Genomic DNA, 24,308 nt, shown 5'->3' on the forward strand with positions numbered 1-24,308 from the left:
AGAATAATCGAGAATCGATGATGGCTTTTTGGAGTGTAGGAACAAACTGGGGATTTGCCTGCCAGCCACGAAAAGCTTTTGACGATGGCGCAAGGCCTTATGGTAGGAGCGAGCTTGCTCGCGAAAAACGTCAACGATAACGCGTGCTTCCTGGGTACACGCGGCGTCTGTGAGTTTTTCGCGAGCAAGCTCGCTCCTACAGGGGGGATATGCAGGGCTTAGAATTTGCCTTTGAGGCTCAGCGTGAGGTTGCGCGGCTCTCCATAAAGATTACCCCAGCCTGAGGTACCCACGGTCTGGTAGTAGTTTTTATCGAACAGGTTGTTACCGTTGAGCGCCACCGTCCAGGTGTCGTCCACCTGATACGCCAGGCGCGCATTCCACAAGGCATAGCCGGCCTGTTCCAGTTTGATGTTTTGCAATCGGTAGTTGCTGCTTTGGGCGTTGACGCCTGCGCCGACGGTCCATTTCGACAGCGCACCGTCCAACTGATAGTCGCCCCACAAACGCAGCATATGCCGGGGTACGTAGGTGTTGGACACCGCGCCTTCGGCTGCGCTGTCGATGTTCTTCAGGTTCTTGGTTTGCGTGTAGGTGTAGCCGCCAAACACTTGCAGGCGTTCAAGCAATTCGCCGCTCAGTTCGGCTTCCACGCCTTGGGCGCGCACTTTGCCCGTGTCGGTATAGCAGTAGCCGTCCGAGGAACTGCCGCAGCGGGTGATGAAGTCGGTTTGGGCGGCGTTTTTTTCGATGGCGCGAAACAGCGCCAGGGAGCTGTTCAGGCGCCCGTCAAACCATTCGCCCTTGATGCCAAACTCATAGTTCTCACCCATTTTCGGCTTGAGGGCCGAACCGCTGACCGTAGCGTAGGAGCTTTGGGGCTGGAAGATATCGGCGTAGCTGGCGTACACCGAAAGGTTGTCATTGAGGTCGTAGATCAGCGCGGCGAACGGCGTGACCACCCCGGTTTCCTTGGTGCGTGCATCCTGGTCGGTCCACTCGCCCCAGGCCAGGTTCAGGGACTCACGGCGGTTTTCATACCAACTGACGCGACTGCCGAGAACCAGCATCAAAGGTTCGGCCAGACGCAGGCGCAAGGTGGCGTAGGCACCGTATTGAGTGGCGGTTTCCTTGACCGTGCCGCCACGGTACATGTTGGGCCAGAAGGTATCGTCGGCAGGTTCCGGGAAGTGGTGGTTGGGGTTGAAGACGCTTTGGCGCTGGGGCAGGTTGCGGATCGCATAGACATCGTCCTGAGTGCCACGGCTGCCATTGGCGCCGAGGATCAACTCATGTTGCAGGCCAAAGGCTTCAAATTGACCGTCGATATAGGCGTCCAGGCCGTAGTCTTTGTGATCGTAGTCCAGCAAGGCTGCGTAGCTGGTAAGCGTGGGGGCCGGGTTGCCATAGTCCACGGTGCTCTCGCTGGCCGCGTATTTGATGTCTTGCAGGTTGCGGCTGTGTACAGCGCTGACTTTTAGCTTCCAGTTGTCATTGAAGTGATGGGTCATATCGGCGAACAGCGTGGTGCGCTGGCTTTGCCAATCGTTCCAGGCCTGGCCAAGGCAGGTGGAGCGGCTCAGGCCGAGGCTTTTGCCGTCACGATAACGCGGCAGGCCGCTCCAGCACGGCGTGGAGTCGACATCCTCATAGCTGGCCCCGAAGCCCAGGGTGGTGTCAGGGCTGACATCCATGTCCAGGGCCGCGTAAAACGCCTGGTCCTGGCGCTTGGCAAGGTCCATGTAGGAGCCGCGATTCTGTTGGCTGACCGATGCTCGACCACGCACCGTGCCGCTGTCGTTCAGCGGGCCGCCGGTGTCGAGTTCGGCGTGGTAGTTATCCCAGGTACCCGCCGACAACCCGAGGCTGGTAGTGGGCTTGGCCTGGGGCCGCTTGCGCACGAAATTTACTGCGCCACTGGCGGTGCCGGCGCCCTTGAGCATTCCTGCAGCGCCTTTAAGCACTTCCACACGGTCATAAATCGCCATGTTCGCGCTGAAACTGTCGGCTTGTATGTAGTCCTTGCCGATGTCCAGCGGTACGCCATCGAATTGGTACTGGCCGAGCATCTTGAAGCCCCGGGAGTAAAAATACTTGCCGCCCATGGGCGATTCGTAGCTGGTGATCCCTGGGGTGCGCTCCAGCAATTGGTCGATGGTGGTGATGTTCTGGTCATCCATCAGCTTGCGTGTCATCACACTCACCGATTGCGGCGTGCGTCGCAGGCTGTGTTCGCCCTTGCCGATGGTCACCGCGCCGGTGGTGTAGGAGCCGCTGCCTTCGGTGGTGGCGCCCAAACGATCACCGGTGATGGTGGTGGCGCCCAGGTTCAGCGCCGAGCCGGCTTGCTGCTGAGGTAGCAGTAACCAAGCGTTCTGGCCCTGGCTCTGAGCCTGCAAACCCTGGCCTTGAAGTAACCGGTTCAGGGCCTGTTGTGGGGCCAGGGTGCCGCTCAGCCCCGGGCTGCTTTTGCCTGCCACGCTGCCAGCGTCATACGACAGGCTGATACCGGCCTGCCGCGCAAACTGATCAAGGGCGCCCGCCAGAGGCCCAGGCGCAATATTCCAGGCGCGGGCCTGGCGCTCGCTGCCGGGCTCCTGGGCACTTGCGGTATACGGCAAGGCGCTGGCCGCCACGCACGCGCCAAGGAGGGTGGCATTGAGGGCGTGTCTGAGGGGTGAACGTTTGGAGGGGAACGCTTGCATGACCGCGGGATGCTCCTGAAGGAAGTGGACAACACCGGCCTGTTGATCGGCCTTTCCTTACAGGTCGAATGGCAATGAGAATTCACCTCATTTATTTTTGGCCTGTCACGCGCGAGCGGAGACGGTCACCCAGTAGCGGCTGCGGTAGGTCACATCGATTGCCAGCGATTGCGCCACTAACTTGAGCACCTGGTCGGTGTCATCCAGTTGGTAAGTGCCAGAAACGCGTAGCCCCGCCACGGCTTCGCTGCACCGCAGCAACCCATTGCGATAGCGGCCCAGTTCGGCCAGGAAGTCGTCCAGGCGCATGTTGTGGGCGCTGATCACGCCGTCACTCCAGGCCCAGGGGTCCAGGCCGTTGTTGGGGGACGGGCGAATGCCGCTACGGTTGAACACCACCTGTTCCCCAGGCTTGATCACCTGGCGTGCGGCGCCGTCATGGCGATTGGCAAACACCGCCACCGCACCCTTTTGCACGGCCAGCAGGGTGCCTTGGGGTTCTTCGCGCACCAGCAAGCGCGTGCCGAGGGCGCGCAGGTAACCGTCGCGGGTATGCACCCATAGCGGACGGTGGTCGGCCCCGGTATTGATCAAAATTTCACCCTGGCGCAGGTTCACCAACCGTTGTTCGGCGCCAGGGGTAATGTCGACGGCGCTGGCGCTGTTGAGCTGGACTTTGCTGCCATCCTCCAATGCTACCCAGCGCCGCTCGCCAGTGGCGGTGCGGTAGTCCGCCATCAAAGCGGGCAGGGGTGTGTAGTCGCGGCCCAGCCAGGCCAAACCTGCGGCGCCGGCAAACAGCCCGAGCATTTTCAAGCCTTCACGACGGCTGATGTGCTGGCGTGCGCCGTCGAGTGCATGGCGACTGACATGCGCTGGCAAGTGGTTGAAATCGTCATTCAGGGTGGCGACCCGATGCCAGGCCTGTTGATGCGCGTCGCTGGTGTGCAGCCACTGTTCAAAGGCCGCGGTGCTCGCGTCGTCGGCGGTGTTGTAGCGCAGCTTGATCATCCACTGGATGGCCTGGTCGACCAGGCGCGAGTCAGGAGTCGGCATAGCGCAACCGGTAACAGGCGTGCAGCGCCTTGGACAGGTCGCGCTCCACCGTTGCCTTGGACACGCCCAGGCGCAAGGCGATCTGCGGGCAGGTCAGGCCGTCCAATTGGGCCAACAGGAACGCCTCGCGCACCCTCGGCTTGAGCTGGTCGAGCAGACGGTCAATGCGCTCCAGGCTGTCGAGGATCAGCCGCTTTGTTTCTTCGCTCGGCACCTCTACTTGCGGGAAGTGTGCCAGGCTTTCCAGGTAGGCGCGTTCCAGTTCGCGGCGCCGGTATTGGTCGATCATCAAGCTGCGCGCGATGCTGCTCAGATACGCGCGCGGCTGCTGCAAGGTCTGTTGCTGACGCGCGTTGAGCAGGCGCACGAAGGTGTCCTGCGCGAGGTCAGCGGCGCGCTCCTGGCAGCCCGTGCGCCGGCTCAACCAGCCTCGCAACCAGGAATGGTGGGCTTGGTAAAGCTGGCCGATGGCAGCAGGGTCCAGTGGGTGATCGCTCGACATGGTCATCCTGGCGCAGCAGGCTTAATTGATAATGTTTCGCATTCTAGACGTTGGTCGTGGCATTCAGCAATCACTGGGTTCGCTGCGTGAGCAATGTATCCAGCACAATTTTTTGTAGGGCCTGCCAGCGCCGATTAATCTGGGTTTTTCCCAGCGGACGGTTCAACCATGATCAGCCTCGTCACACTCGGTGTTTTTTCCGGCGCTGTGTTGCTGTTGTTGCTGTCACCGGGGCCGAACATGGCGTTTGTCATCAGCCAGGGTGTCACCCATGGCTGGCGCGGCGGCGTTGCTTCGGCCCTGGGGATCGGCGTGGCCGACCTGTTGCTGACGGCATTGACCGCCATGGGGGTGACGGCGGTGGTCGCCAGTTGGCCGCCGGCATTCGACCTGATCCGTTATGCGGGCGTGATCTACCTGCTGTGGCTGGTCTTCAAAACCCTGCAGAAGCGCCCCAGCCTGGACACCCCTCACGTCGGCCGGGTGGCGTTGGGCCGGGTGTTTTTGCAGGCCATGTTCAACAGTTTGCTCAACCCCAAGGCGTTGTTGTTTTTCATGGTGTTCCTGCCACAGTTTGTGCGGCCCGAGGCGGGGCCCATCGCTTTGCAACTGATGGTGCTGGGCGGCGTGCTGACGCTGATCGCGAGCGTGTTTCATGTGCTGTTGGGCCTGTTTGGCGGGGCGCTCAGTCGCTTTTTCGCCAAGCGCACAAAAAGCGCCTGGCTGCAGAAGTGGGGCTTGGCGGCGGTGTTGATGGCGTTGGCTGTGCGTTTGGCGGTGATGTCGCGTCCTGCCTGAAGCCACGCAAGTTTCTTTGTGGCGAGGGAGCTTGCTCCCGTGACGGCCCGACAGCCGATGCTCATCTACCAGACACCCCACCATCCAACTGTGTGCTGGCTTGCCTGCGATGACGGCCTACCAGCCGACACTTATCTACCTGACACCCATGATCCAACTGTGGGAGCTGGCTTGCCTGCGATGACGCCCTGCCAGCCGACGCCTATCTACCTGACACCCAACGATCCAACTGTGGGAGCGGGCTTGCTCGCGAAGGCGGCCTGGCAGGCGACACAGTTGGATTGTGTACATATCCATTACTGCGGTAACGGCCGCTTAGGGTTCCGCTCTGACAGCGGGTCACTTTTGGAAAAGAGCCCGGAATGCCGGCCCAGCCAAAAGTAACCAAAAGGGCTCTTGCCCCACCACTCGGCACCTCGCTTGGGCTCGGTGTGCCCGTAATCCGCCAGTGATTTGGGGGGCCGCCGCCACGCGCCATCCATGGCGCGGGGCGGCTAAACCGGCATCCCTGCCGGTTTACCCCCCAAATCCCTGTCGAATTCCGGCCAGCGTGGTTTGACGGGGCGCCTGAGATCAAGATCAAAAGCAGATCAAGAGCAAGAGCGGCTCGCTTCGCATCGTGGTTACTGTCGGCTACAACCGGACAGGCCGTTTAGCACCGAAAGAATCACAAGAAGTTTTGTACAGCAGCCTAGGACTCAACTTGTGTCCAGGCGCTGAAGCCGGTTTTTTCCCACGACCCTTTAAGGTTGCTGCTAGGAACATTCACCCCAACCGCGCAGCTGCCCGCGCAACAATCTCCCCGCGTACTCTGCGTGACTCCGCCGTGCGCTTGTTGGCTTCCTCCAGCACATGCCGGGGCGCCGTCTCCGGGCGGCCGGAGTCAAACGGTGGGGCCGGCGCGTATTCGATTTGCAGTTGCACCAGTTGCGCTGCCGCTTCGCTGTACAGCTCTGCGGCCAGGGTCAGGGCAAAGTCGATGCCGGCGGTGATCCCGCCGCCGGTAAACAGGTTGCCGTCACGCACTACACGCTCCTGCACGGGGATGGCACCGAGTGGGGCGAGCAGGTCGTGGTAGGCCCAGTGGGTGGTGGCCTTGCGACCCCGCAGTAACCCTGCCGCGCCCAGTACCAGTGAGCCGGTGCACACCGAGGTCATGTAGCGTGCGGTCTGTGCCTGGGCCTTGAGGAAGTCCAGGGTTTGCGGGTCTTCCATCAAAGGGCCCACACCGGCGCCGCCGGGTACGCAGAGCACATCCAGGTTCGGGCAGTCGGCGTAGGTCATGGTCGGCGTGAACACCAGGCCAGTGCTGGAGGTGATCGGCGCGAGGTCTTTCCACACCAGATGCAGTTTCACGTCTGGCAGCGAACCGAGGACATCATAGGGGCCGGTAAGGTCCAGTTGCTGGATGCCGGGGAACAATAGAAAGCCGATCTGCAAGGTCATGATTCAAGTTCCGAAAGGGATGGACGTCCTTACTGTAGAAGCCTAGGCTTTGGCGAATACGCCATTGAGCCCACTAATCTCGCCAATCATGCCAAAAATTATTCATGTACTCGCGTTTGAGAATGTCCAGGTGCTCGATGTCACCGGGCCTCTACAAGTGTTCGCATCGGCTAACGATCTGGCGCGCCAACGTGGTTTGCCATTGCCCTATGCGGTCAACGTCATTGCTACTCAGGCTGGGCCGGTAATGACGTCGGCCGGCCTGGCGCTGCTGGCCGAGCCGCTGCCCGCCATTGACCAGCCCTGCGACACGCTGGTGATCGCCGGTGGCTGGGGTGTGTACGGTGTTGCCGAGGACCCGACGCTGGTGCAATGGGTGCGTGATAAATCCCGGCACACCCGGCGCATGGCTTCAGTGTGCACCGGAGCTTTTCTGCTGGCCGCCAGTGGGTTGCTCGATGGTTGCCGCGTGGCCACGCACTGGACGCGTTGTGAAGAGCTGGCGCGCAAGTTTCCTGCGCTCACGGTGGAGGCCAATCCGATTTTCATCCAGCAGGGCGCGGTGTGGACGTCTGCTGGCGTGACCGCCGGGATCGACCTGTGCCTGGCCCTGGTAGAGGATGACCTGGGGCGCGCGATTGCTCTGGAAGTGGCGCGCCACTTGGTGGTGTTTCTCAAGCGCCCTGGCGGTCAGTCGCAATTCAGCGTGACGTTATCCCTGCAAAAGAGCGACAGCCGCTTTGCCGAGCTGCATGCCTGGATCGCCGATAACCTGACGCTGGATCTTAGCATCGCCACCCTGGCGGCCCAGGCTGGCATGAGCGAGCGCAGCTTTGTGCGCCACTACCGCACCGAGACCGGCCAAACCCCGGCACGCGCCGTGGAACTGATCCGCGTCGAAAACGCACGCCGGCAACTGGCAGACAGCACCACCTCCATCAAACGTATCGCCATGCAATGCGGTTTTGGCTGTGAAGAGACTTTGCGCCGCAGCTTTCTGCGGGCCTTGTCAGTGACGCCTCAGGCGTATCGGGAGCGTTTTTCACCGCTCCAGTAGTTCCAGCAGTGCTTCAAGTGTGACCTGGGGCGCTTCCTGGAAAACATTGTGGCCAACACCGGGCAACACCTGGCGGCGATAAAAACCGCTGAAGTGCTCCACATCGTCATCCACAAGCGGCGGCGGGCCCACACCGTCGTCGGCCCCACACAACGAAATACTCGGTACCGATATCGCCGGTTGTGGCACCAGCGCCTGCTCGATGTATTCCAGCGCGGGATCACCTGGCGCATACATGAAGCGATGGCGATAGGAGTGAATCACCACCTCGACAAAATCCGGATTATCAAACGACGGCGCAGTCAGCGCGTAGCGGCTTGGCCCTTCGGCCCAGGACGGTGACCACAGCGACCAGAGCAATTGGCAGAGTTCACGCCGGTTGGCCGTCAAGCCATCGACCCCGCGCTGGGTGTGAAAGTAATACTGATACCAGAGCCGGCGCTCTGTCTCAGGTGACCGGGGCTTGAGCGACTGGCTGATGGCCTGAATGTTGTAGCCATCGCCGGTCACCAGGCCGCGTACACGCTGCGGCCACAGTGCCGCCACAATACAGGCGGCGCGCCCACCCCAGTCAAAGCCGGCGAGGGTGGCTTGCGGGATGGCCAAGGCATCCATGAAGTCGAGCAAGTCCTTGGCCAGCGCCGCCTGTTGGCCGGAGCGCATTACCTGCGTGTTGATAAACCGCGTCGGGCCATACCCGCGTAAATACGGGACCAATACCCGATAACCGCGTTCAGCCAGCACCGGTGCGATGTCGTCGTAGCCCCGTGGGTCGTAAGGGAAGCCATGCAACAGGATCACCGGTTCGCCATCGACGGGGCCGTGGGTTTCGTAAGCCACATCAAGCAGGGTGGTGCGCACATACAGCAGTGCGGGTGGGGTGGTCACGGTTGCCATACGGTCTTCTCCCCGCTGAGCTTGCGGTCCAGGAACGTTGCTGCGCTGATCAACGCCAAATGGCTCAAGGCCTGGGGTGTGTTGCCCAGGTGCCGGGCCTGGCTGTCGAACTCTTCGGCGTACAACCCCAGCGGGTTGGCGTAACGCAGCAACTGTTCGAATTCCAGATGGGCTTTTTCCACTTGCCCGGCGCGCGCCAGGCATTCGACGTACCAGAACGAGCAGGCGGCAAACGCGCCTTCGACGCCTTGCAGCCCATCGATCTGGCTGTCGTCATTGCGGTAGCGGTAGACCATGCCGTCGCGCACCAGGCTTTTCTGGATCGCTTCCAGTGTCGACAGCCAGCGCGGGTCCGTGGCGGCGACGAAGCGCACCAGTGGCATCAACAGCATGGAACCGTCGAGAGCGGTGCTGCCGATATGCTGCACAAAATGCCCGCGTTCTTCGTTCCAGAAGTTCGTCCAGATGTCGGCATAGATCGCCTGGCGTGTCTGGTCCCAGCGTGCGAACGGCGCTGGTAGTGAACGTTTGGAGGCCAGGCGAATGGCGCGGTCCAGGGCCACCCAGCACATCAGGCGTGAGTGCAGGAAGTGATGCTGCTCACCGCGCATTTCCCAGATGCCTACGTCTTTGTGGTTCCAGATCTCACACACTTGGTCGACCACTTCCACCGTGTGTTTCCAGCCTTGGTGGGAGATGGCTTCGCCGTATTTGTTCACCAAGTAAACCGCGTCCATCAGTTCGCCATAGATATCCAGCTGGATCTGATCGAACGCCTCATTGCCCACCCGAACCGGTTGGGCGCCGCCGTGGCCGCTCAAGTGGTCGAGGGTGGTTTCCGGCAGTTCCTGGCGGCCGTCGATGCCGTACAGGATGTTGATCTTGGTCGGCTGGCCGCAGCAGTCGCTGACCCGGCCTCTGAGCCAGCGCATGTAGGCGTTGGCTTCCTCGACGAAACCCAGGCGCATGAACGCATAGACGGTGAACGAGGCATCGCGGATCCAGGTGTAGCGGTAGTCCCAGTTGCGTTCGCCGCCGGGTGTTTCCGGCAGCCCGAACGTGGCCGCGGCGATGATGGCGCCGTGTTTGCGCGAGGTCAGCAGTTTCAGCGCCAGGGCCGAGCGGTTGACCATCTCGCGCCAGCGCCCGCGGTAGTTGGACTGGCTGATCCAGCCGCGCCAGAACTTCAAGGTGCGCTCCAGGTAGAGGTCGGTACAGTCGTTGGTGACGCGCGCATCCTCCTGGCCGCCGAGGACAAACTCAGCGCCTTCATCCTGGGCGAGGGTAAACGTGGCGAGGGCGGTGTTGTCTTGCAGGGTCAGCGGCTGGCTGCCAATCAGGCGCAGGCCAGGCTGGCCGCTGGCGGTGAACACTACACTGGCAGCGTCTGCCTTCGCTTCGGTGACGGCCCGGGCATAGTCGTGGCGCACGGCGCAGCTCAGATGGATCGTCGCCTTGCCACTGACCACCCGTACCCGCCTGATCAGCAAAGGCAGCTCATCGACGTTTTCGCTGACGGTCAGCAGGTCGGTGATCTCCACCACCGCTTCATCGCTCAACCAGCGGGTTTGCAGCACGTTGGTGTCGGGCAGGTAGATCTGCTCGCGGCGGGCGTTGGGCAAGTCCGGGGTGAGCTGGAACGTGCCGGCCTCGGGCGTGTCGAGCAATGCGCAGAACACCGAGGGGCTGTCGAATTCCGGCCAGCAGAAGAAGTCGATGCTGCCGCGGTCATTCACCAGTGCCGCGCTGCGCATGTCGCCGATGATCCCGTGGGCATCAATGGCGCTTTGAGGTTCGTTCTTGAAATCAACCATTGCCACGGAACTCCGGGTAGAGGCTCATACCGCCATCGATGAACAAGGTGCTGCCAACCACATAATCAGAGGCATCGCTGGCCAGCCACACCACGGCATTAGCCACGTCTTCGACGTCACCGACACGACCATAGGGGATCAATTTAAGCAGCTCTTGTTCTGCCGCGCCTTCGGTGGCCGCACGGTTGATCGCCGTACGAATGGCCCCCGGTGCGATGCCGTTGATGCGAATACGTTGCTCGCTGACTTCCTGGGCGAGGGTGCGCATCAGCATTTCCACGCCGCCCTTGGACGCGGCGTAATTCACATGCCCGGCCCAGGGGATGACTTGATGCACCGAACTCATATGGATGATTTTGCCGGCGGCCCGTGACACACCTTCGCGAATACCCTGGCGATTGAAGATACGCACCGCCGCCCGCGCGCACAGGAATTGCCCGGTGAGGTTGACGCCAATCACCGTGTTCCAATCCTCAAGGCTCATATCCACCAGGTTGGCGTCTTTTTGCAGGCCGGAGTTGGCCACCAGAATATCCAGATGGCCGAAGGCGTCGAGGGTTTGCGCGAACAGGCGTTCGACATCGGCCTCCTTGGACACATCGCCGCCAATCGCCAGCGCCTGGCCGCCGTTGGCATTGATCTGCGCGGCGAGGGCCTCAGCCGGTGCCGCCTGAGAGTTGTAGTTGAGCACCACCGCCGCGCCTGCTGCGGCGAGGGCTTTGGCCGCACCCGCGCCAATGCCGGAACTGGCCCCGGTGACCAGGGCCACTTGTTGCTGCAAGGAAATCTGCATCGCCCACCCACCGTTTTATGAGAGTCCTTCTTGCTGACTGGCGGCGGGGAGCGGAAGTTCACCCCCAGGCGTTTACGCCCAGCGCGGGTAAACGCGCGACTTTATCGTATGATGCTGAAAAAAAAGGGCAATACAGGAAGCGATGGAATGCATGCGTGGGCCGATACCAGATTGATCAAACTGTTAGTCAGCGGCGTCTTGGCCGTTTTATCACTGACTCAAACAGCCCTATGCCTCGCCGATAACAGCAATGGTAAAACGCTGTATCTACAGCGCTGTGCTGTGTGCCATGGGCCCGATATCAAAGGCACGGGGCCATTGGCTAAAAAAAGTAATCCGCCAACCCCCGACCTGACAACCGCCGCCTTCAAGAAACGACTCCATGATTATCCGGGCGTTATCGTCTCCTCGGTCATCCTTCGCCCCAATGGCAACCTGATCCCCAAGACGCTGCAGGACAATGGCGTAAAGATCGCGCCGCATGCCTGGAGCGTTAAAGACTTTCGCGATTTGCATCAATACATGACTGAGGTCATTTCAAACAAATAGCGGGGGGCGATGAGCAGCAATTGCCCCGCTTAATAGGAAGCATTACTATTCACGCTCCGCCTTCCCAGTGCTCCCGTGATGACTCCTCAGCCGCCCCGCAGAACAGGCTTTTTCGAGCACTACGAAGAGTTGATCGGCACCTGGACACGTCGCCTGAGAAACCGTCAGCAGGCCGAAGACCTGGCGCACGACACCTTCGTGAGGGTGCTTGAGTCCGCTGCCTGCGAGGTTGCGCAGCCGCGCGCCTACCTGCATCAAACTGCGCGCAATATTGCAGTGGACGCGTACCGCCGCGAAGACCGTCGCGAGGCGTTGACGCTGCAGGCGCTTGATCACAGCACGCCCCACAGCGGCGATCCGGAGCATTACATGCACGCGATCCAGTTGGCCGACGCCATCGAGCGGGCGCTGGCCGAGTTGCCGCTCAACTGTCGCAGAATTTTCATCTGGCAGAAGATCGAAGGGCTCACCCAGCAGGAAATCGCCACACGCCTGGGGCTGTCTAAAAACATGGTGGAAAAGTATATGATCCGCACCCTGCGGCATCTGCGTGATCGTCTGGATGCGAGCGCGCCATGACCGGCTTTGAAACAGGATCTTCCACGATGGATAACCGTGTCCGTGATGAGGCCGCGCAGTGGTTTGTGCGCCTGCAAGACGGCCCATTGAGCGCCCAGGAACGTCAACGTTTCGATGCCTGGCGTGGGGCGCATCCCGCGCATCAGTACGAAATCGATGTGCTGCAAGGGCTATGGAGCGCTACGGATTTACTGCCCAAGGCCCGCTTGCAGGCGCTGGGCGACGCGCCGGTCGAGCGCCCCGGTCGGCGTGCGCTGATGCGTTATGCCGTGGCCGCCAGTGTGGTCGCCGTTGCCGTGGGTTTGAGTGTATTCAGCGTGTTTGAGCCAAAGCCCTACAATGCCGAATTCAGTACGCAAGTGGGCGAGCATCGCCAGGTGACTTTGCCCGACGGCTCAGTGATGGACCTCAACAGCCGCAGCGTGGTCGCGGTTCACTACGCAAAGGGCCAGCGGGGCGTGGAGCTCAAGCAGGGCGAGGCGATGTTCAGCGTTCAGCATGACGCCGGCCGCCCGTTTGTAGTCGCCGCCGGGGCAGGGCAGGTGACCGTTACCGGCACGCGCTTTGATGTGCGCCTGGATGCGGACCAGACCCGCGTGGCGGTCGAAGCCGGCACGGTCAAGGTGCAGGGCCAGGCGTCCGATCACATCCTCACGCTCACCGCCGGGCGTGGCACCCATGTCGACCCCCAAGGCGAAGTGGCAGCGGCCTACGCGGTGAACCCTGAAGAACTGACCGCGTGGCGCAGCGGTAAACTGGTGTTCAACAACGCCACCCTGAGTGAGGTGGCGCGGGAAGTGTCGCGCTACCGCGAACAACCGCTGCGCGTCAGTACGGCAGCGGTGGGTAACCTGCGCCTGACCAGCGTCTTCAAATCCAACGACACCGACGCCTTGCTCAAGGCCTTGCCCCACATCCTGCCGGTCGCCTTACGCACCTTGTCGGACGGTAGCCAGGAAATTATTTCACGCTGACATTCAGGTTTTTTTCGAGTTCTTCGTCTTCTCCTGCAACTGCAACTGGTTTGCATTAACGGCCGCGCATGCTTGCGATCACAGGACTAGGTTCGACGTGAAAAAACTCGCCCCCCACAACAATAAAATTTCCCGCTGGGCGCCCTTGGCCCTGGCCGTTGCCATCAGTACTGCACAGGCTGCCGAGGGCATCCACATTCGTGCCCAACCCCTGGGCGCAGCTTTGAGCCAGTTGGGTCAGCAGACCTCGCTGCAAGTGTTCTTCAGCCCCGATATGGTTGCCGGCAAGCAAGCCCCTGCGGTGGATGGCAACCTCTCGCCCGAACAAGCCCTGCGCCAATTGCTGCAAGGCAGTGGCCTGGATTACCAGATTGACGCCGGCTCCGTGACCTTGCGCCCGGTGAGCAACGGCACCGGTGAAGCCGGCTCGCCGCTGGTGTTGGGTGTGACCGACATCAAAGTGGTGGGCGACTGGCTCGCCGATGCCGATGCCGAAGTGGTGCAGAACCACCCCGGTGCGCGCACGGTTATTCGCCGCGAAGCCATGGTAGAGCAGGGCGCGATGAACGTGGGTGATGTGCTGCGCCGTGTGCCTGGCGTACAAGTGCAGGAATCCAACGGCACCGGCGGCAGTGATATTTCCCTCAACGTCGGTGTACGCGGGCTGACGTCGCGCCTGTCGCCGCGCTCCACCGTGCTGATTGACGGCGTACCGGCGGCGTTCGCTCCCTACGGCCAGCCACAACTGTCGATGGCGCCAATTTCCGCCGGTAACCTGGAAAGTATCGACGTTGTCCGTGGCGCGGGTTCGGTGCGTTATGGGCCACAGAACGTTGGCGGCGTGATCAACTTCGTGACTCGCGCGATCCCGCAAGACTTCTCCGGGGAAGTCGGCACCACCCTGCAAACGTCTGCCCACGGTGGCTGGAAGCATGTGGAGAACGCCTTTATCGGCGGCACTGCCGACAACGGCATCGGCGCCGCGCTGCTGTACTCTGGGGTCAACGGCAATGGTTACCGCAATAGCAACAACGGCAACGACATCGATGACGTGATTTTCAAGACCCACTGGGCGCCGACTGATCAAGACGATTTCTCGCTGAACTTCCACTATTACGATGCCAGCGCCGATATGCCCGGCGGCCTGACCCAGCAGCAGTTCGACGCCAACCCGTACCAGTCGGTGCGTGACTGGGACAACTTCAGCGGGCGCCGCAAGGACGTGTCCTTCAAGTACATCCGCCAGATCGACGACCGTACCCAGGCCGAAGTGCTGACTTACTATTCCGACAGCTTCCGTGGCAGCACCATTGCCAACCGCGACCTCAAGACCCTCAGCTCCTACCCGCGCACCTACTACACCTTCGGCATCGAGCCGCGTGTGTCCCATGTGTTCGACCTGGGGCCCAGCACCCAGGAAGTCAGCGTGGGTTATCGCTACCTCAAAGAAGGCATGCACGAGGAGGCCAGCAGCCTGAACCTGGTCAACAACGTGCCGACGCCGGGCGGGCAGAGCGACGGCCACGTATACCAGGACCGCACGGGGGGGACCGAAGCCAACGCCTTCTATATCGATAACAAAATCGATATCGGCAAATGGACCATCACCCCCGGCATTCGCTTCGAAGACATCCGCACCGAATGGCATGACCGCCCGGTCGTGGCCCTGAATGGCAAGCGTACCGAGGAAAAACGCCGCGAGGTCCACAATAACGAACCGCTGCCGGCGCTGAGCGTGATGTACCACGTGTCTGACGCTTGGAAATTGTTCGCCAACTACGAAACCTCCTTCGGCAGCCTGCAGTATTTCCAATTGGGCCAGGGCGGTACCGGCGACCAGACGGCCAACGGCCTGAACCCGGAAAAGGCCAAGACCTACGAGGTCGGTACGCGCTACAACGACAGCGTCTGGGGCGGCGAAGTGACGCTGTTCTACATCGACTTCTCGGATGAACTGCAATACGTCAGTAATGACGTGGGCTGGACCAACCTCGGCGCCACCAAGCACAGCGGTATTGAAGCATCGGCCCATTACGACCTGTCCAACCTCGACCCGCGCCTCGACGGCCTCACCGCCAACGCGGGCTTTACCTACACCAAGGCCACCTCCGAAGGTGATGTGCCGTTCAAGGGCCGTGACCTGCCACTGTATTCCCGCCAAGTGGCGACCCTGGGCCTGCGTTACGACGTCAACCACTGGACCCACAATCTGGACGTCTATGCTCAGTCCGGCCAACGTGCGCCAGGCACCGGCACCACCTATATCACCCAAGGCACTGCGGATGGCCAATACGGTGATATCCCAGGATATGTCTCGGTCAACGTGCGCAGTGGCTATGACTTTGGCGCGCAACTGTCGAACCTGAAGCTGGGGGTGGGTGTGAAAAATGTCTTCGACCAGCAGCATTACACGCGCTCCAGCGACAACAATGCCGGGTTGTACCTGGGTGAGCCTCGCACGTTTTTCGTACAGGCGAGCGTGGGGTTCTGATCTGTTGTCGGTAGGAAAGGTCGCAATCCCAGGGTTGCGATTTTTTTTGCCTGGGTCAGGCGCTCTGCTCACTCATAACCGGCAGGCCACCCTCAGTTTCCTACGTCGCCCCCGCACAGATTATTGCTGGCTCAGGAACTGATTCCGACGCAAAACCACACATGGGAAAGCTAATGGGCTTCGACATTACGTTGGAGCGACAAGCTGAAAATCGCCCACTGTCATGGAGAAACGTATGTCGGTATCGATGTCGGATGCACCCGTCTCTGCGTCATCAACGCCTGACCTCTCACCGGCCAATACCAAGGCCGAGATCAAAAACACCCGCCAGGCGCCCGCAACGCCTTCCTTCAATGGTCAGCAGGCTGCCCATGTGAATTTTCAAACCGGGGACAACAAGGCCGGGCCTGTATTCAGTCATCACCAGGCGCCAACCACCGCGGCAGATGTGCTCGGGCATCACCACAGCCCCCCGGACATGCAGAACTTCCTGAGCCAACTCAAGCACTGGATCAGTCACTGGTTCTCTGGGCATCGGCCACCCATGCACCCTGGTTGTGGGCATCCGCCGCCACGGCCGAACCCAGGTTGCAGCAACCCGCCACCCAGGCCGAACCCTAGTGAGTGCAACCCACCACCACGACCGGATCCCACCGCATGTCGGCCGTATCCGCCCGCCCCCGGCAGGCCAGACGCGCCGTATTCTCTCAAGAGTCGAGAAGAGTTGGCGCAGCAGTTGCGTGACAGCTTCAATGCCTTCAGAGACCCGAAGAGCCCTGGCTCTATCAGCGTTGACAGCATTCTTGCGATGGCAAAAAGAGGGTGGTCGCCCAACCCGGTCATGAACGAGAACATTCGCCTGGCCAATGAGTTGCTACGACGTCCGGAACTGATGGCCGCGCTGGATCGGCACGGTTCCACGGGCGCTTTGGATGGCCTGGTCGACCGGCACAGCCTGAATGCGGTGATCCAAGGGGAAAACCACTTCAAGTACAAGACTGACAAAGAGCTGGCCGGTGAACTGCTTGAGCATTTTGACGAGTTGAAGGACGGTAGCGGGGGCTCAAGCCTTAAAATCTGCGACTTGAAAAAGTGGGCATGCAAGCCGCTCACCGGCGACGCGGCCAAGGACCACCTGATCCAGTTGGCCCAGGAAATGCTCAAGCGCAGTGACGTGCTTGAGCGGATGGATAACCGCGCCAGTAAAGATGACGATGGGAAGATCAGCCGTACAGGCCTGTACCTGTTGTCCCGCTGAGCCTTCTTCAGGCGTCGCCTCTCGGAGGCGGCGCCAGTCCTATATGTTTCAAGGAACGAATCACGCCCATTTGCCACATAAGTGGTACCTGCGGTTGCGACTCGCGCCGTCGCTTTTCAGATTCTGAATGAGGGAAAAATATGCCTTCAACTTCGTTTAATTCTCGCCCAACCGGGCCCATCGAACTTCTGCGTAATACCCAACCTGAAAGTCTGCCAGTCTCCCAGGACCGCGCACCCTCGTGCAGTTTCCCTTTTGCGTCGACGGAATATGAGGCACAGGCGCGGCGCATGAAAGCTTATGCCGGCCAGCTTAAATTCCAAGCGCCTGTGTCGGACGATTTTTCCCGAGGCATGCTGGCAGACCCACAGGTTAAGGGGCAGGGTACTGATTTGTTGAACGACACCGGCTTGATCAACTGCCTGACCAGTTGGTGGCGCAGGCGCAAACTGGGTTAACCGTGGCTGAGCACGGTTTACATATTGTCATGGGTATTTATCGTCCACTCGGAACTGTCGAGTTCATCCAACCACACATGAGGTGCCTGCCTGAGTGGAGTCCAGTCGTTGATTTTGCCCATCAAGGTAACGTCAACCCAGCGGATATGCATCTGAACAGAGTTGGAGAAAACCCATGACAATCGAGGGTGTACTACCTTCCCGGCCTCTCCCCCCCGACAGGCCGGCCTTACAACCAACCAAGCCACCACCGGCCACCGCTGAAACCTGGCATGAAAGCTCTTCCACGTCCCCGCTGGAAGGCCCGCTCAAACCGCGTCTTTTTCGTGCACCCTTGTCTGCTCTGCGTCATCGAGACTTGCAGAACTTATCCATTGAGCGGTCCAGTGGTGCCCTGCCGAGTGCAACGTCAACGGATAGCCAGTTGGCTAAAGCGCTGGAAAAATCCTTCGCCTCGCTGCACTCGTTCCTGAATGATGGGCGCCTGACCTGGCTGTCTTTGCAGCGGATCGCCGCTCATCCTATGGGGGAAAGCGAGGCGCTGGATGACGTGATTCAGGTCGTGGGGGAAATGCTCAAGCGCCCGCGCTTGAGTGACGCGATCTTCAGCCGTGACGGCGATATCACGCGCGATAGCCTCAATACGGCTGCCCAGGCTTTGCCGGGGAACAGCTCGGCGAATGTGTTCAGTCAAGACCCGTTTCATGCGCAAGGCAATGCGCAGGTGGTGGAGGCACTGCAAAGCCAGTTTGCGCTGTTGAGAGACGAGGCCATGGATCGAACCTACCTGTTTGAACAGCATCAGTACGTTGAAATCGCCAGGCTCAGGGAGGTCATGCAGGACCCGTACGAGGTTGATCAACAGGGCGCGCCCGTGCTGGATACGTCCACGGGCATGCCCCAGCCCAAATACAGCGAACTCTGCGTCTACACCGCCAAGAACATTATTGAACGCCCAGGCTTGTTGCCCTCATTGGAGCGTGCAAATGTCACTCGACTATTTGGCCCACCTCACAAAGAGGGGTGGCTGAGCAACAAAAGCCTTGAACGGTGGCATGAGCAGGACGCCGCTCGCAAGGCACGCTGAAAAGCGAGCTATACCTTGAGGATTTTGCCACTGATGGCCACTGCCGCCAGCAATACCGCGATCAGGATGAAGGCAGTACTCAAGCTGCTGCCATGGGCGATAAAGCCAATCATGGCGGGGCCGGCGAGAATGCCGGCATAACCCAGTGTGGTGATGGCTGGCACCGCAATATGTTCCGGCATCACTGTTTGCTTACCCACGGCGCTATACAGCACCGGCACGATATTCGAACACCCGGCACCCACCAGCGCATACCCGAGCAGCGCCGTTTCCCACGCTGGCAATAGGGTTGCGAGGAGCAAGCCGGCACAGGCCAGCGCGCCACCGATCACAATCACCCGTGTGGGCCCTAGGCGTCGAACAATGGCATCGCCGGTCAGGCGTCCAGCGGTCATGGTCAAGGCAAATGCCGCGTAGCCCAGGCCGGCGTAAGCCTCATCCAGGCCGCGCTCGGCGCTCAAAAACACAGCACTCCAATCCAGTACGGCGCCTTCAGCCAAAAAGACGATGAAACACAGGCAACCGATAAACAACACCACCCCATGGGGCACTGCAAATGCCGGCCCTGAGCTTTCACTGCCATAAGGCAACAAGTGCGGTGCAGCCTTGAACAGCGCTGCCAGCGTGATAACCACTACCACCAGGGTTGCCTGCAATGGCGACAGCCCCAGGCCCAGCAACCCGGCAACGCCCGCGGCGCCGACAATGCCCCCCAGGCTGAACAAGCCATGGAAGCCCGACATCATGGTTTTGCCACTGGCGCGCTCAACGATCACCGCTTGCAAGTTGACGGTGGAGTCCACAGTGCCCAAGCCCGCGCCAAACAGGAATAACCCAGCAATCAACAACGGGATCGAACTGACGGTGGCCAGCATCGGCAGGGCCATGCAGATCATCAGCGTCCCTGCGGTCAGCACCCGTCGGCAGCCATAGCGCGAGGCCAGCGCGCCCGCCGCCGGCATTGCGATGATCGACCCCACACCCAGGCACAATAACAGCAGCCCAAGGGTGCCTTCATTCAGGTCCGCACGCGCCTTGGCGTACGGCACCAACGGCGCCCAGGCCGCGATACCAAAACCTGCGATAAAAAAAGCGATGCGGGTCGACATCTGTTCCAGCCGCCCAGGAACCACGGGGGCAGGGGTGGAAATGGCAGTCATGAAAAATCCTTGGTTTGGCGTTCAACGAACGATGTCCGGCGCGACATCCTTGCACATCAGGCCCTCTCGAGCGAGCCGGGTTCCCTTGGTGTTACGGGGGGCGAGGCAATTTTTTTACAAACACGGAACGCTTTGGTCACCGATGACCACGTAGAAATGATCGAGCCTGTAGGAGGTGAGCTGGAAGGTGTGTAATCCCTGTGGGAGTGGCTGAACCCCAGGTTTCTTGCGGCGGATTACCACCTTCCAGCTCACTTTCCACAGACTTGGCGTTGTAATACGCCGCAGTCCCGCTAGGTAGAGACGCGGGGGCGATATCAGTGGGGGATTGCCATGTTCCCGGGGTAAGAGGGGGCATTGCTGTGGGGGAGGCCTGACGCCCCGCGATCCAAATGTGGGAGCTGGCTTGCCTGCGAAGACGGCCTGCCAGCCGATGCATATCTACCTGATACCCCACGATCAAACTGTGGGAGCGGGCTTGCTCGCGAAGGCGGCCTGGCAGTCAACACAGTTGGATTGTGTATATATCCATTTCTGCGGTAACGGCCACCTGGGGTTCCGCCCTGACGGCGGCTCACTTTTGAACAGCGCAAAAGTAAGCAAAACGCTCTTGCCCCACCACTCGGCACCTCGCCTAGGCTCGGTGTGCCCGTAATCCGCCAGTGATTTGGGGGGCCGCCGCCACGCGCCATCCATGGCGCGGGGCGGCTAAACCGGCATCCCTGCCGGTTTACCCCCCAAATCACTGTCGAATTCCGGCCAGCGTGGTTTAACGGGGCGCCTAAGATCAAAAGCAGATCAAGATCACGAGCGGCTCGCTTCGCATCGTGGTTAGCCATGGTCAGGAGCCGACACTTGTAGCGGGACAGGGCGACTAAAAAGCGGAAACGACTTCCGCATTAAATAAGTGTCAGCCGTTTCCTTAAAGTTTAGTTACACAGAGACAAGCTGTAGTCAGAATTTTCTCCATGCTGTCAGAATACTTTTTTGGCTGTATATATTCTGTAAAAAGACACTTCCATCTTCGCTGTACGAAACTTCTGTTTTATTCAAAAAGGACCGAAAAGTGCCTGGGGTCGCTAAGCTTAGGCGTGTTCAGGTGCTTTTTTTCGCAATCCGAATGGGTATTAGGGCGAGAGAGAGTCGTTCAAGAGAAAGTTGATGGCGGGTAACAAAGGATGGTTAACGGGTTTGTTTCGTCGCGTTTCAAATTAGTCCTTTCAAGCATAAATACAGAATTTCAGGTAGTGGCGTTCAAAGGCAGCGAAGCCCTCGATCAGCCTTACTTTATACAGGTGCAGTTAGTCAGCGAAGATCCTTCCCTTGACCTGGAGGCGTTGCTCCATCTACCCGCCTATCTGGACTTCGATGAAGCGGATCAGGGCCTGCACGGGCAAATCTACGCCATCGGTCGGGATGATCCCGGTACGCGGCTCACCCTTTATCACCTGACGCTCGCACCACGCCTGGCATCCCTTGCCCATCGTTGCGACCAGCGGGTTTTTCAGCAGCGCAGCGTACCGCAGATCATTGCCGCGGTCCTCGAACACAACGGTATCTTTGCCGACGCCTACGCGTTTGAGTTGGGGCCGGTGGTGTATCCGCCGCGCACGTTTTGCGTGCAGTACAGGGAGTCCGACCTGCATTTCATCCAGCGGCTGTGTGAAGAGGAGGGTATTCACTACCACTTTCGCCACAGCGCGGAGAGTCATCTGCTGGTGTTTGGCGATGACCAGACGGTATTTCGCCGGTTGCCGGTGCAGCGTTATTGTTCCTCGGCTGATCCATCGCTTGGGGCCCCGGTTGTCCAGCGTTTCGACCGGCGCCTAATAACGCGCAGCCGGCGCACAGTACGTCGTGATTATGACTTTGAGCACCCTTCGTTTCGCCTGCATGCCCAGGCCGGTAGCGGGCCGGCGGATCTTTTGGAGGACTATGGCTATCCTGCCGGTTTTAATGGCCATGCACGCGGTGCACAACTGGCGCGACGTAGCCTGGAACGTCACCAGCGTGATCGCCATCGGGTACTGGGCAAGAGCGATCAACCGGCGTTGTGCAGTGGTCACTTTCTTGAGCTGTGTGATCACCCGGACCCAGCCTGCAACGACTTATGGCTGCTGACTTCGGTGCGTCATGAGGGTTACCAGCCGCAGGTGTTGGAGGAGTCGATCGTTGATGCCAATGGGTTCCAAGGCTATCGCAACCGGTTCACCGCAACTCCCTGGCGCGCGGTGCATCGACCTGCCCTCAAGCACCCCAAGCCAACGATCAGTGGCAGCCAGACCGCGACGGTAACCGGGCCTGCCGGCGAGGACGTGCACTGCGATGCCTATGGTCGTGTAAAGGTGTGCTTTCACTGGGATCGCGCGGAAAAGGGCGGTGAGACCAGCAGTTGTTGGCTGCGCGTGGCGTCCGGTTGGGCGGGTGATGGGTTTGGCGCCATGGTCATTCCACGGGTCGGCATGGAAGTGCTGGTGAGCTTTCTGGAGGGCGACCCGGACCAACCCCTTGTCACCGGTTGCCTGCCCAATGCATCGCACCTGCCGACGTACCCTTTGCCGCAGCACAAGACACGCTGCGTTCTGCGCAGCCGCAGTTCGCCGGGCGGCGGGGGCGCCAATGAGTTGTACCTTGAAGACCGATGCGGCGAAGAGCTCATTTACCTGCGCGCCCAGCGTGACCTGGAGCAACGGGTGGGGCATGACAGTCGCCTGGAGGTAGAGGGTGATAGCCTGACTCGCGTTGGCCAAAGCCTGGTGATCGAAGCCGGGCAGCAGGTTCATCTCAAGGCCGGTGGCAGCCTGGTGATTGAGGCTGGTGCACAATTGAGCTTGAAGGCGGGCGGCGAACACCTGGTGATGCAAGCCGGCAGTATTTCCAGCAGCCGGCCCATCACCTTGGGCGGTTCGCCGTCTGCAGGCCGTTCGGTGAGCCCACCATCGGTTGCTGGCGCGCAAATCTCTGCAGCGCAAGGCGTCATCATGGATTTGGCCAAGCAACTGGGCGCGGACTTTTGTCCCCTGTGCGAACGCTGCCGCGAAGGCTTGTGCAATATCGCGGGGAGGGCGGCCTGATGGACAGCTTGCCCCATTGCTGGATGGCCCAACAACAGCAGAGTGGACGCCAACTGTGCCTGATGCTGGAGGGTAATCACGAGGCTCGCCAATCCCTGCTGGCAGATCGTGCCCCATCGCACTATTGCAGCCTCTACAGCGAGACCGCTGCGGCGCAGTTGGCGAATTCAGGCCCGGTTGTACTGCTACTGGAGCAACTGAATGAGCCTGCATTGGCCGACTTGCTGCTACACCCCGAGTCGAACTGGGGTTGGCTCGCCAGCCTGGCTGCTAGCGACCTGGCGGGTATGGCGCGTCATTGGCGTGAGCGATTACTCCTGGGGCCAGAAGGCCAGCAGGCGCTTTATCGCTTTCACGACAACCGCACCCTGGCCCGTGCCTTGGCCCATCTGGCCGAGGAACACTGGCCGGTCTACCTCGGGCCACTGATCAGCGTGTGCTATTGGCATGAAGGCCGTTGGTGCCATCACGAAAACCCTGCACCGGGCGACTACCCGGCGCCTGAACACCCGCCGTGGCTCGACACACCCAACCCACAGGCCGACGCCATCCTGCACGCCAATATCCTGCGCTACCTGCTGGCGGAGTACAGCGAAGACCTGGCGGCATTGGTCGAATTCCAAGACCCGAGGATTTGGCTGGCTCAGGTACTGGAACAAGCGCGCACCTGGCAATGGCGTGAGCCGGAGCAGCTCGAATTTCTGGTGGTACGTCGTTTGGCAGAGGCGACCGGTAGCAGTGTTACTCACTGGCAACCGAGGGCAGGCGAGGCGCCTGGGGAGCATTTTTTTCGAGTGGTGGCACAGTGGCACAGGGAGGTAGGGAGTGGTGAATAGATGGATGGGGTGGGTGTTGCTGGTTGTGGCGGGTGCGGGGCTTTCGGGATGTACGGGAAGGGCGGTGGAGCGTTTTACGTTGGAGGTGGATTTGCCGGCGCATTTCGGCCTTGTGGGCGATGCTTCCTACACCCCCGCGCCGGGTGAAACGTGCAAGTTGCCTCGAAGACATGGCAAGCGACCGGATCTCAAAATATTCAAGGCTGCCAGCAAGCCCGTAGCGAATAGAGTGAGTTTCGAGGTGCCACTGACAGAGCGAGTGGAAGGCTGCTCGCTGATGTTACGTAAACTTGTGTTTGCGATTAACGCAAAGTGGGGGGAGCGTTGGTCGGACGTCGGACGGGATTACGCCGCTGTTTATATCCGAGATAGTTGGGAGACGGAAATGTCTTTGATGTCAGAAAGTTATGTCCGAGAGCTCCCAGGGCAATGTCAATGGTTGTTTCGTACTGTTGGCCCCCAGCATGCCCTTATTAAGGGGCTTAAATGCAATTCGCTGAACACCAGCGGACAGCTTACGAAAGCTCGTGCTGGCGGTTATGTGTCCCGTGCTGGGTTGCGTGGGAAGACGCTGAGAATGGTGCTGGCGTTAACGGAAGAAGAACAACCAGCAGTGCGAGACAACTGGGTAAAGGTTGTCGGTGGCTGGAAGCGTTGCAGGGGAGAAAGCCAGGAAGACATATTTGCGTTTTGTCGCGGCAATGTCTCTGACTTCAAGGCTTTCAAAATGCCAGATGGGCGTCTATGCAATATTTATCCGACCTGTGATTAATC

Annotated in this window: 20 protein-coding genes; 12 read left to right on the forward strand and 8 right to left on the reverse strand. The window is 60.3% G+C overall.

The genetic code is table 11. The annotated features are described in order from the left end of the window. Positions 1–218: 218 nt before the first annotated feature. From N2A98_RS09625 to N2A98_RS09635, 3 genes are all read right to left on the reverse strand, one after another. Positions 219–2,705 (reverse strand): TonB-dependent siderophore receptor, encoded by a 2,487-nt coding sequence (locus N2A98_RS09625; protein WP_275623320.1) that lies wholly within the window; start codon positions 2,703–2,705, stop codon positions 219–221. Between the two features lie 105 nt (positions 2,706–2,810). After that, the gene (locus tag N2A98_RS09630) at positions 2,811–3,761 is read right to left on the reverse strand and encodes a FecR domain-containing protein (RefSeq protein WP_044273580.1); all 951 of its coding nucleotides are present in this window, start codon (positions 3,759–3,761) and stop codon (positions 2,811–2,813) included. Then, positions 3,748–4,263: a sigma-70 family RNA polymerase sigma factor gene (locus N2A98_RS09635; protein WP_044273581.1), complete on the reverse strand. Its 516-nt coding sequence runs from the start codon at positions 4,261–4,263 to the stop codon at positions 3,748–3,750. The genes N2A98_RS09630 and N2A98_RS09635 overlap by 14 nt, the downstream gene beginning before the upstream one ends. 168 nt (positions 4,264–4,431) lie before the next feature. Between N2A98_RS09635 and N2A98_RS09640 the strand changes: the two genes are divergently transcribed. Further along, positions 4,432–5,061 (forward strand): LysE family translocator, encoded by a 630-nt coding sequence (locus N2A98_RS09640; RefSeq protein ID WP_153475949.1) that lies wholly within the window; start codon positions 4,432–4,434, stop codon positions 5,059–5,061. 765 nt (positions 5,062–5,826) lie between these two features. Here the strand turns inward: N2A98_RS09640 and inhA are convergent. Then, positions 5,827–6,507, reverse strand: coding sequence for an isonitrile hydratase (inhA, locus tag N2A98_RS09645; protein ID WP_275623321.1), 681 nt, complete (start codon positions 6,505–6,507; stop codon positions 5,827–5,829). Positions 6,508–6,595: 88 nt separating this feature from the next. Here inhA and N2A98_RS09650 point away from each other — a divergent pair, with 88 nt between their 5' ends. Then, complete coding sequence (locus tag N2A98_RS09650) at positions 6,596–7,564, forward strand: GlxA family transcriptional regulator (RefSeq protein ID WP_275623322.1); 969 nt, start codon at positions 6,596–6,598, stop codon at positions 7,562–7,564. Here N2A98_RS09650 and N2A98_RS09655 read toward each other — a convergent pair. Genes N2A98_RS09655 through N2A98_RS09665 form a run of 3 tightly spaced genes read right to left on the reverse strand, consistent with a single transcriptional unit; the run spans position 7,550 to position 11,068 of the window. Further along, on the reverse strand, positions 7,550–8,461 hold the full coding sequence (locus N2A98_RS09655; RefSeq protein WP_275623323.1) for an alpha/beta hydrolase: 912 nt from the start codon (positions 8,459–8,461) through the stop codon (positions 7,550–7,552). The two genes, N2A98_RS09650 and N2A98_RS09655, sit on opposite strands and share 15 nt — an antisense overlap. Continuing rightward, the gene (locus tag N2A98_RS09660) at positions 8,449–10,275 is read right to left on the reverse strand and encodes a glycoside hydrolase family 15 protein (protein ID WP_044273586.1); all 1,827 of its coding nucleotides are present in this window, start codon (positions 10,273–10,275) and stop codon (positions 8,449–8,451) included. Before N2A98_RS09660 ends, N2A98_RS09655 begins: the two co-directional genes overlap by 13 nt. Further along, positions 10,268–11,068, reverse strand: a complete 801-nt coding sequence (locus N2A98_RS09665) for a glucose 1-dehydrogenase (RefSeq protein ID WP_044273587.1) — start codon at positions 11,066–11,068, stop codon at positions 10,268–10,270. The genes N2A98_RS09660 and N2A98_RS09665 overlap by 8 nt, the downstream gene beginning before the upstream one ends. Positions 11,069–11,215: 147 nt before the next feature. Here N2A98_RS09665 and N2A98_RS09670 point away from each other — a divergent pair, with 147 nt between their 5' ends. From N2A98_RS09670 to N2A98_RS09700, 7 genes are all read left to right on the forward strand, one after another. After that, positions 11,216–11,617 (forward strand): cytochrome c, encoded by a 402-nt coding sequence (locus tag N2A98_RS09670; protein ID WP_044273588.1) that lies wholly within the window; start codon positions 11,216–11,218, stop codon positions 11,615–11,617. Between the two features lie 78 nt (positions 11,618–11,695). Next, entirely contained in the window at positions 11,696–12,196 is a 501-nt protein-coding gene (locus tag N2A98_RS09675; RefSeq protein ID WP_044273589.1) for a sigma-70 family RNA polymerase sigma factor, read from the forward strand. A 26-nt stretch (positions 12,197–12,222) separates the two neighbouring features. Further along, complete coding sequence (locus tag N2A98_RS09680; protein ID WP_275623324.1) at positions 12,223–13,170, forward strand: FecR family protein; 948 nt, start codon at positions 12,223–12,225, stop codon at positions 13,168–13,170. Between the two features lie 97 nt (positions 13,171–13,267). Continuing rightward, on the forward strand, positions 13,268–15,661 hold the full coding sequence (locus tag N2A98_RS09685) for a TonB-dependent receptor (protein WP_275623325.1): 2,394 nt from the start codon (positions 13,268–13,270) through the stop codon (positions 15,659–15,661). A 235-nt stretch (positions 15,662–15,896) separates the two neighbouring features. Next, on the forward strand, positions 15,897–16,919 hold the full coding sequence (locus N2A98_RS09690; protein WP_275623326.1) for a type III secretion effector protein: 1,023 nt from the start codon (positions 15,897–15,899) through the stop codon (positions 16,917–16,919). A 290-nt stretch (positions 16,920–17,209) separates the two neighbouring features. Next, the gene (locus N2A98_RS09695; protein ID WP_275623327.1) at positions 17,210–17,377 is read left to right on the forward strand and encodes a type III secretion effector protein; all 168 of its coding nucleotides are present in this window, start codon (positions 17,210–17,212) and stop codon (positions 17,375–17,377) included. Positions 17,378–17,801: 424 nt separating this feature from the next. After that, the gene (locus tag N2A98_RS09700) at positions 17,802–18,464 is read left to right on the forward strand and encodes a type III secretion effector protein (protein WP_275623328.1); all 663 of its coding nucleotides are present in this window, start codon (positions 17,802–17,804) and stop codon (positions 18,462–18,464) included. Between the two features lie 8 nt (positions 18,465–18,472). Here N2A98_RS09700 and N2A98_RS09705 read toward each other — a convergent pair whose 3' ends face one another. Then, positions 18,473–19,624 (reverse strand): MFS transporter, encoded by a 1,152-nt coding sequence (locus N2A98_RS09705; protein WP_044273597.1) that lies wholly within the window; start codon positions 19,622–19,624, stop codon positions 18,473–18,475. Between the two features lie 1,178 nt (positions 19,625–20,802). On the opposite strand from N2A98_RS09705, the gene tssI reads away from it, so the two are divergent. Genes tssI through N2A98_RS09720 form a run of 3 tightly spaced genes read left to right on the forward strand, consistent with a single transcriptional unit; the run spans position 20,803 to position 24,306 of the window. Further along, on the forward strand, positions 20,803–22,698 hold the full coding sequence (tssI, locus tag N2A98_RS09710; protein WP_275623329.1) for a type VI secretion system tip protein TssI/VgrG: 1,896 nt from the start codon (positions 20,803–20,805) through the stop codon (positions 22,696–22,698). Then, positions 22,698–23,534 (forward strand): DUF4123 domain-containing protein, encoded by an 837-nt coding sequence (locus N2A98_RS09715; RefSeq protein ID WP_044273600.1) that lies wholly within the window; start codon positions 22,698–22,700, stop codon positions 23,532–23,534. Before tssI ends, N2A98_RS09715 begins: the two co-directional genes overlap by 1 nt. Continuing rightward, positions 23,527–24,306 carry a hypothetical protein gene (locus N2A98_RS09720; protein ID WP_275623330.1) on the forward strand — a complete coding sequence of 260 codons (780 nt, stop codon included), beginning with the start codon at positions 23,527–23,529 and terminating at the stop codon, positions 24,304–24,306. Before N2A98_RS09715 ends, N2A98_RS09720 begins: the two co-directional genes overlap by 8 nt. The last annotated feature ends 2 nt before the right edge of the window (positions 24,307–24,308 follow it).

It is taken from the genome of Pseudomonas sp. FJ2-5-13, from assembly GCF_029201605.1.
GTDB lineage: Bacteria > Pseudomonadota > Gammaproteobacteria > Pseudomonadales > Pseudomonadaceae > Aquipseudomonas > Aquipseudomonas lactis.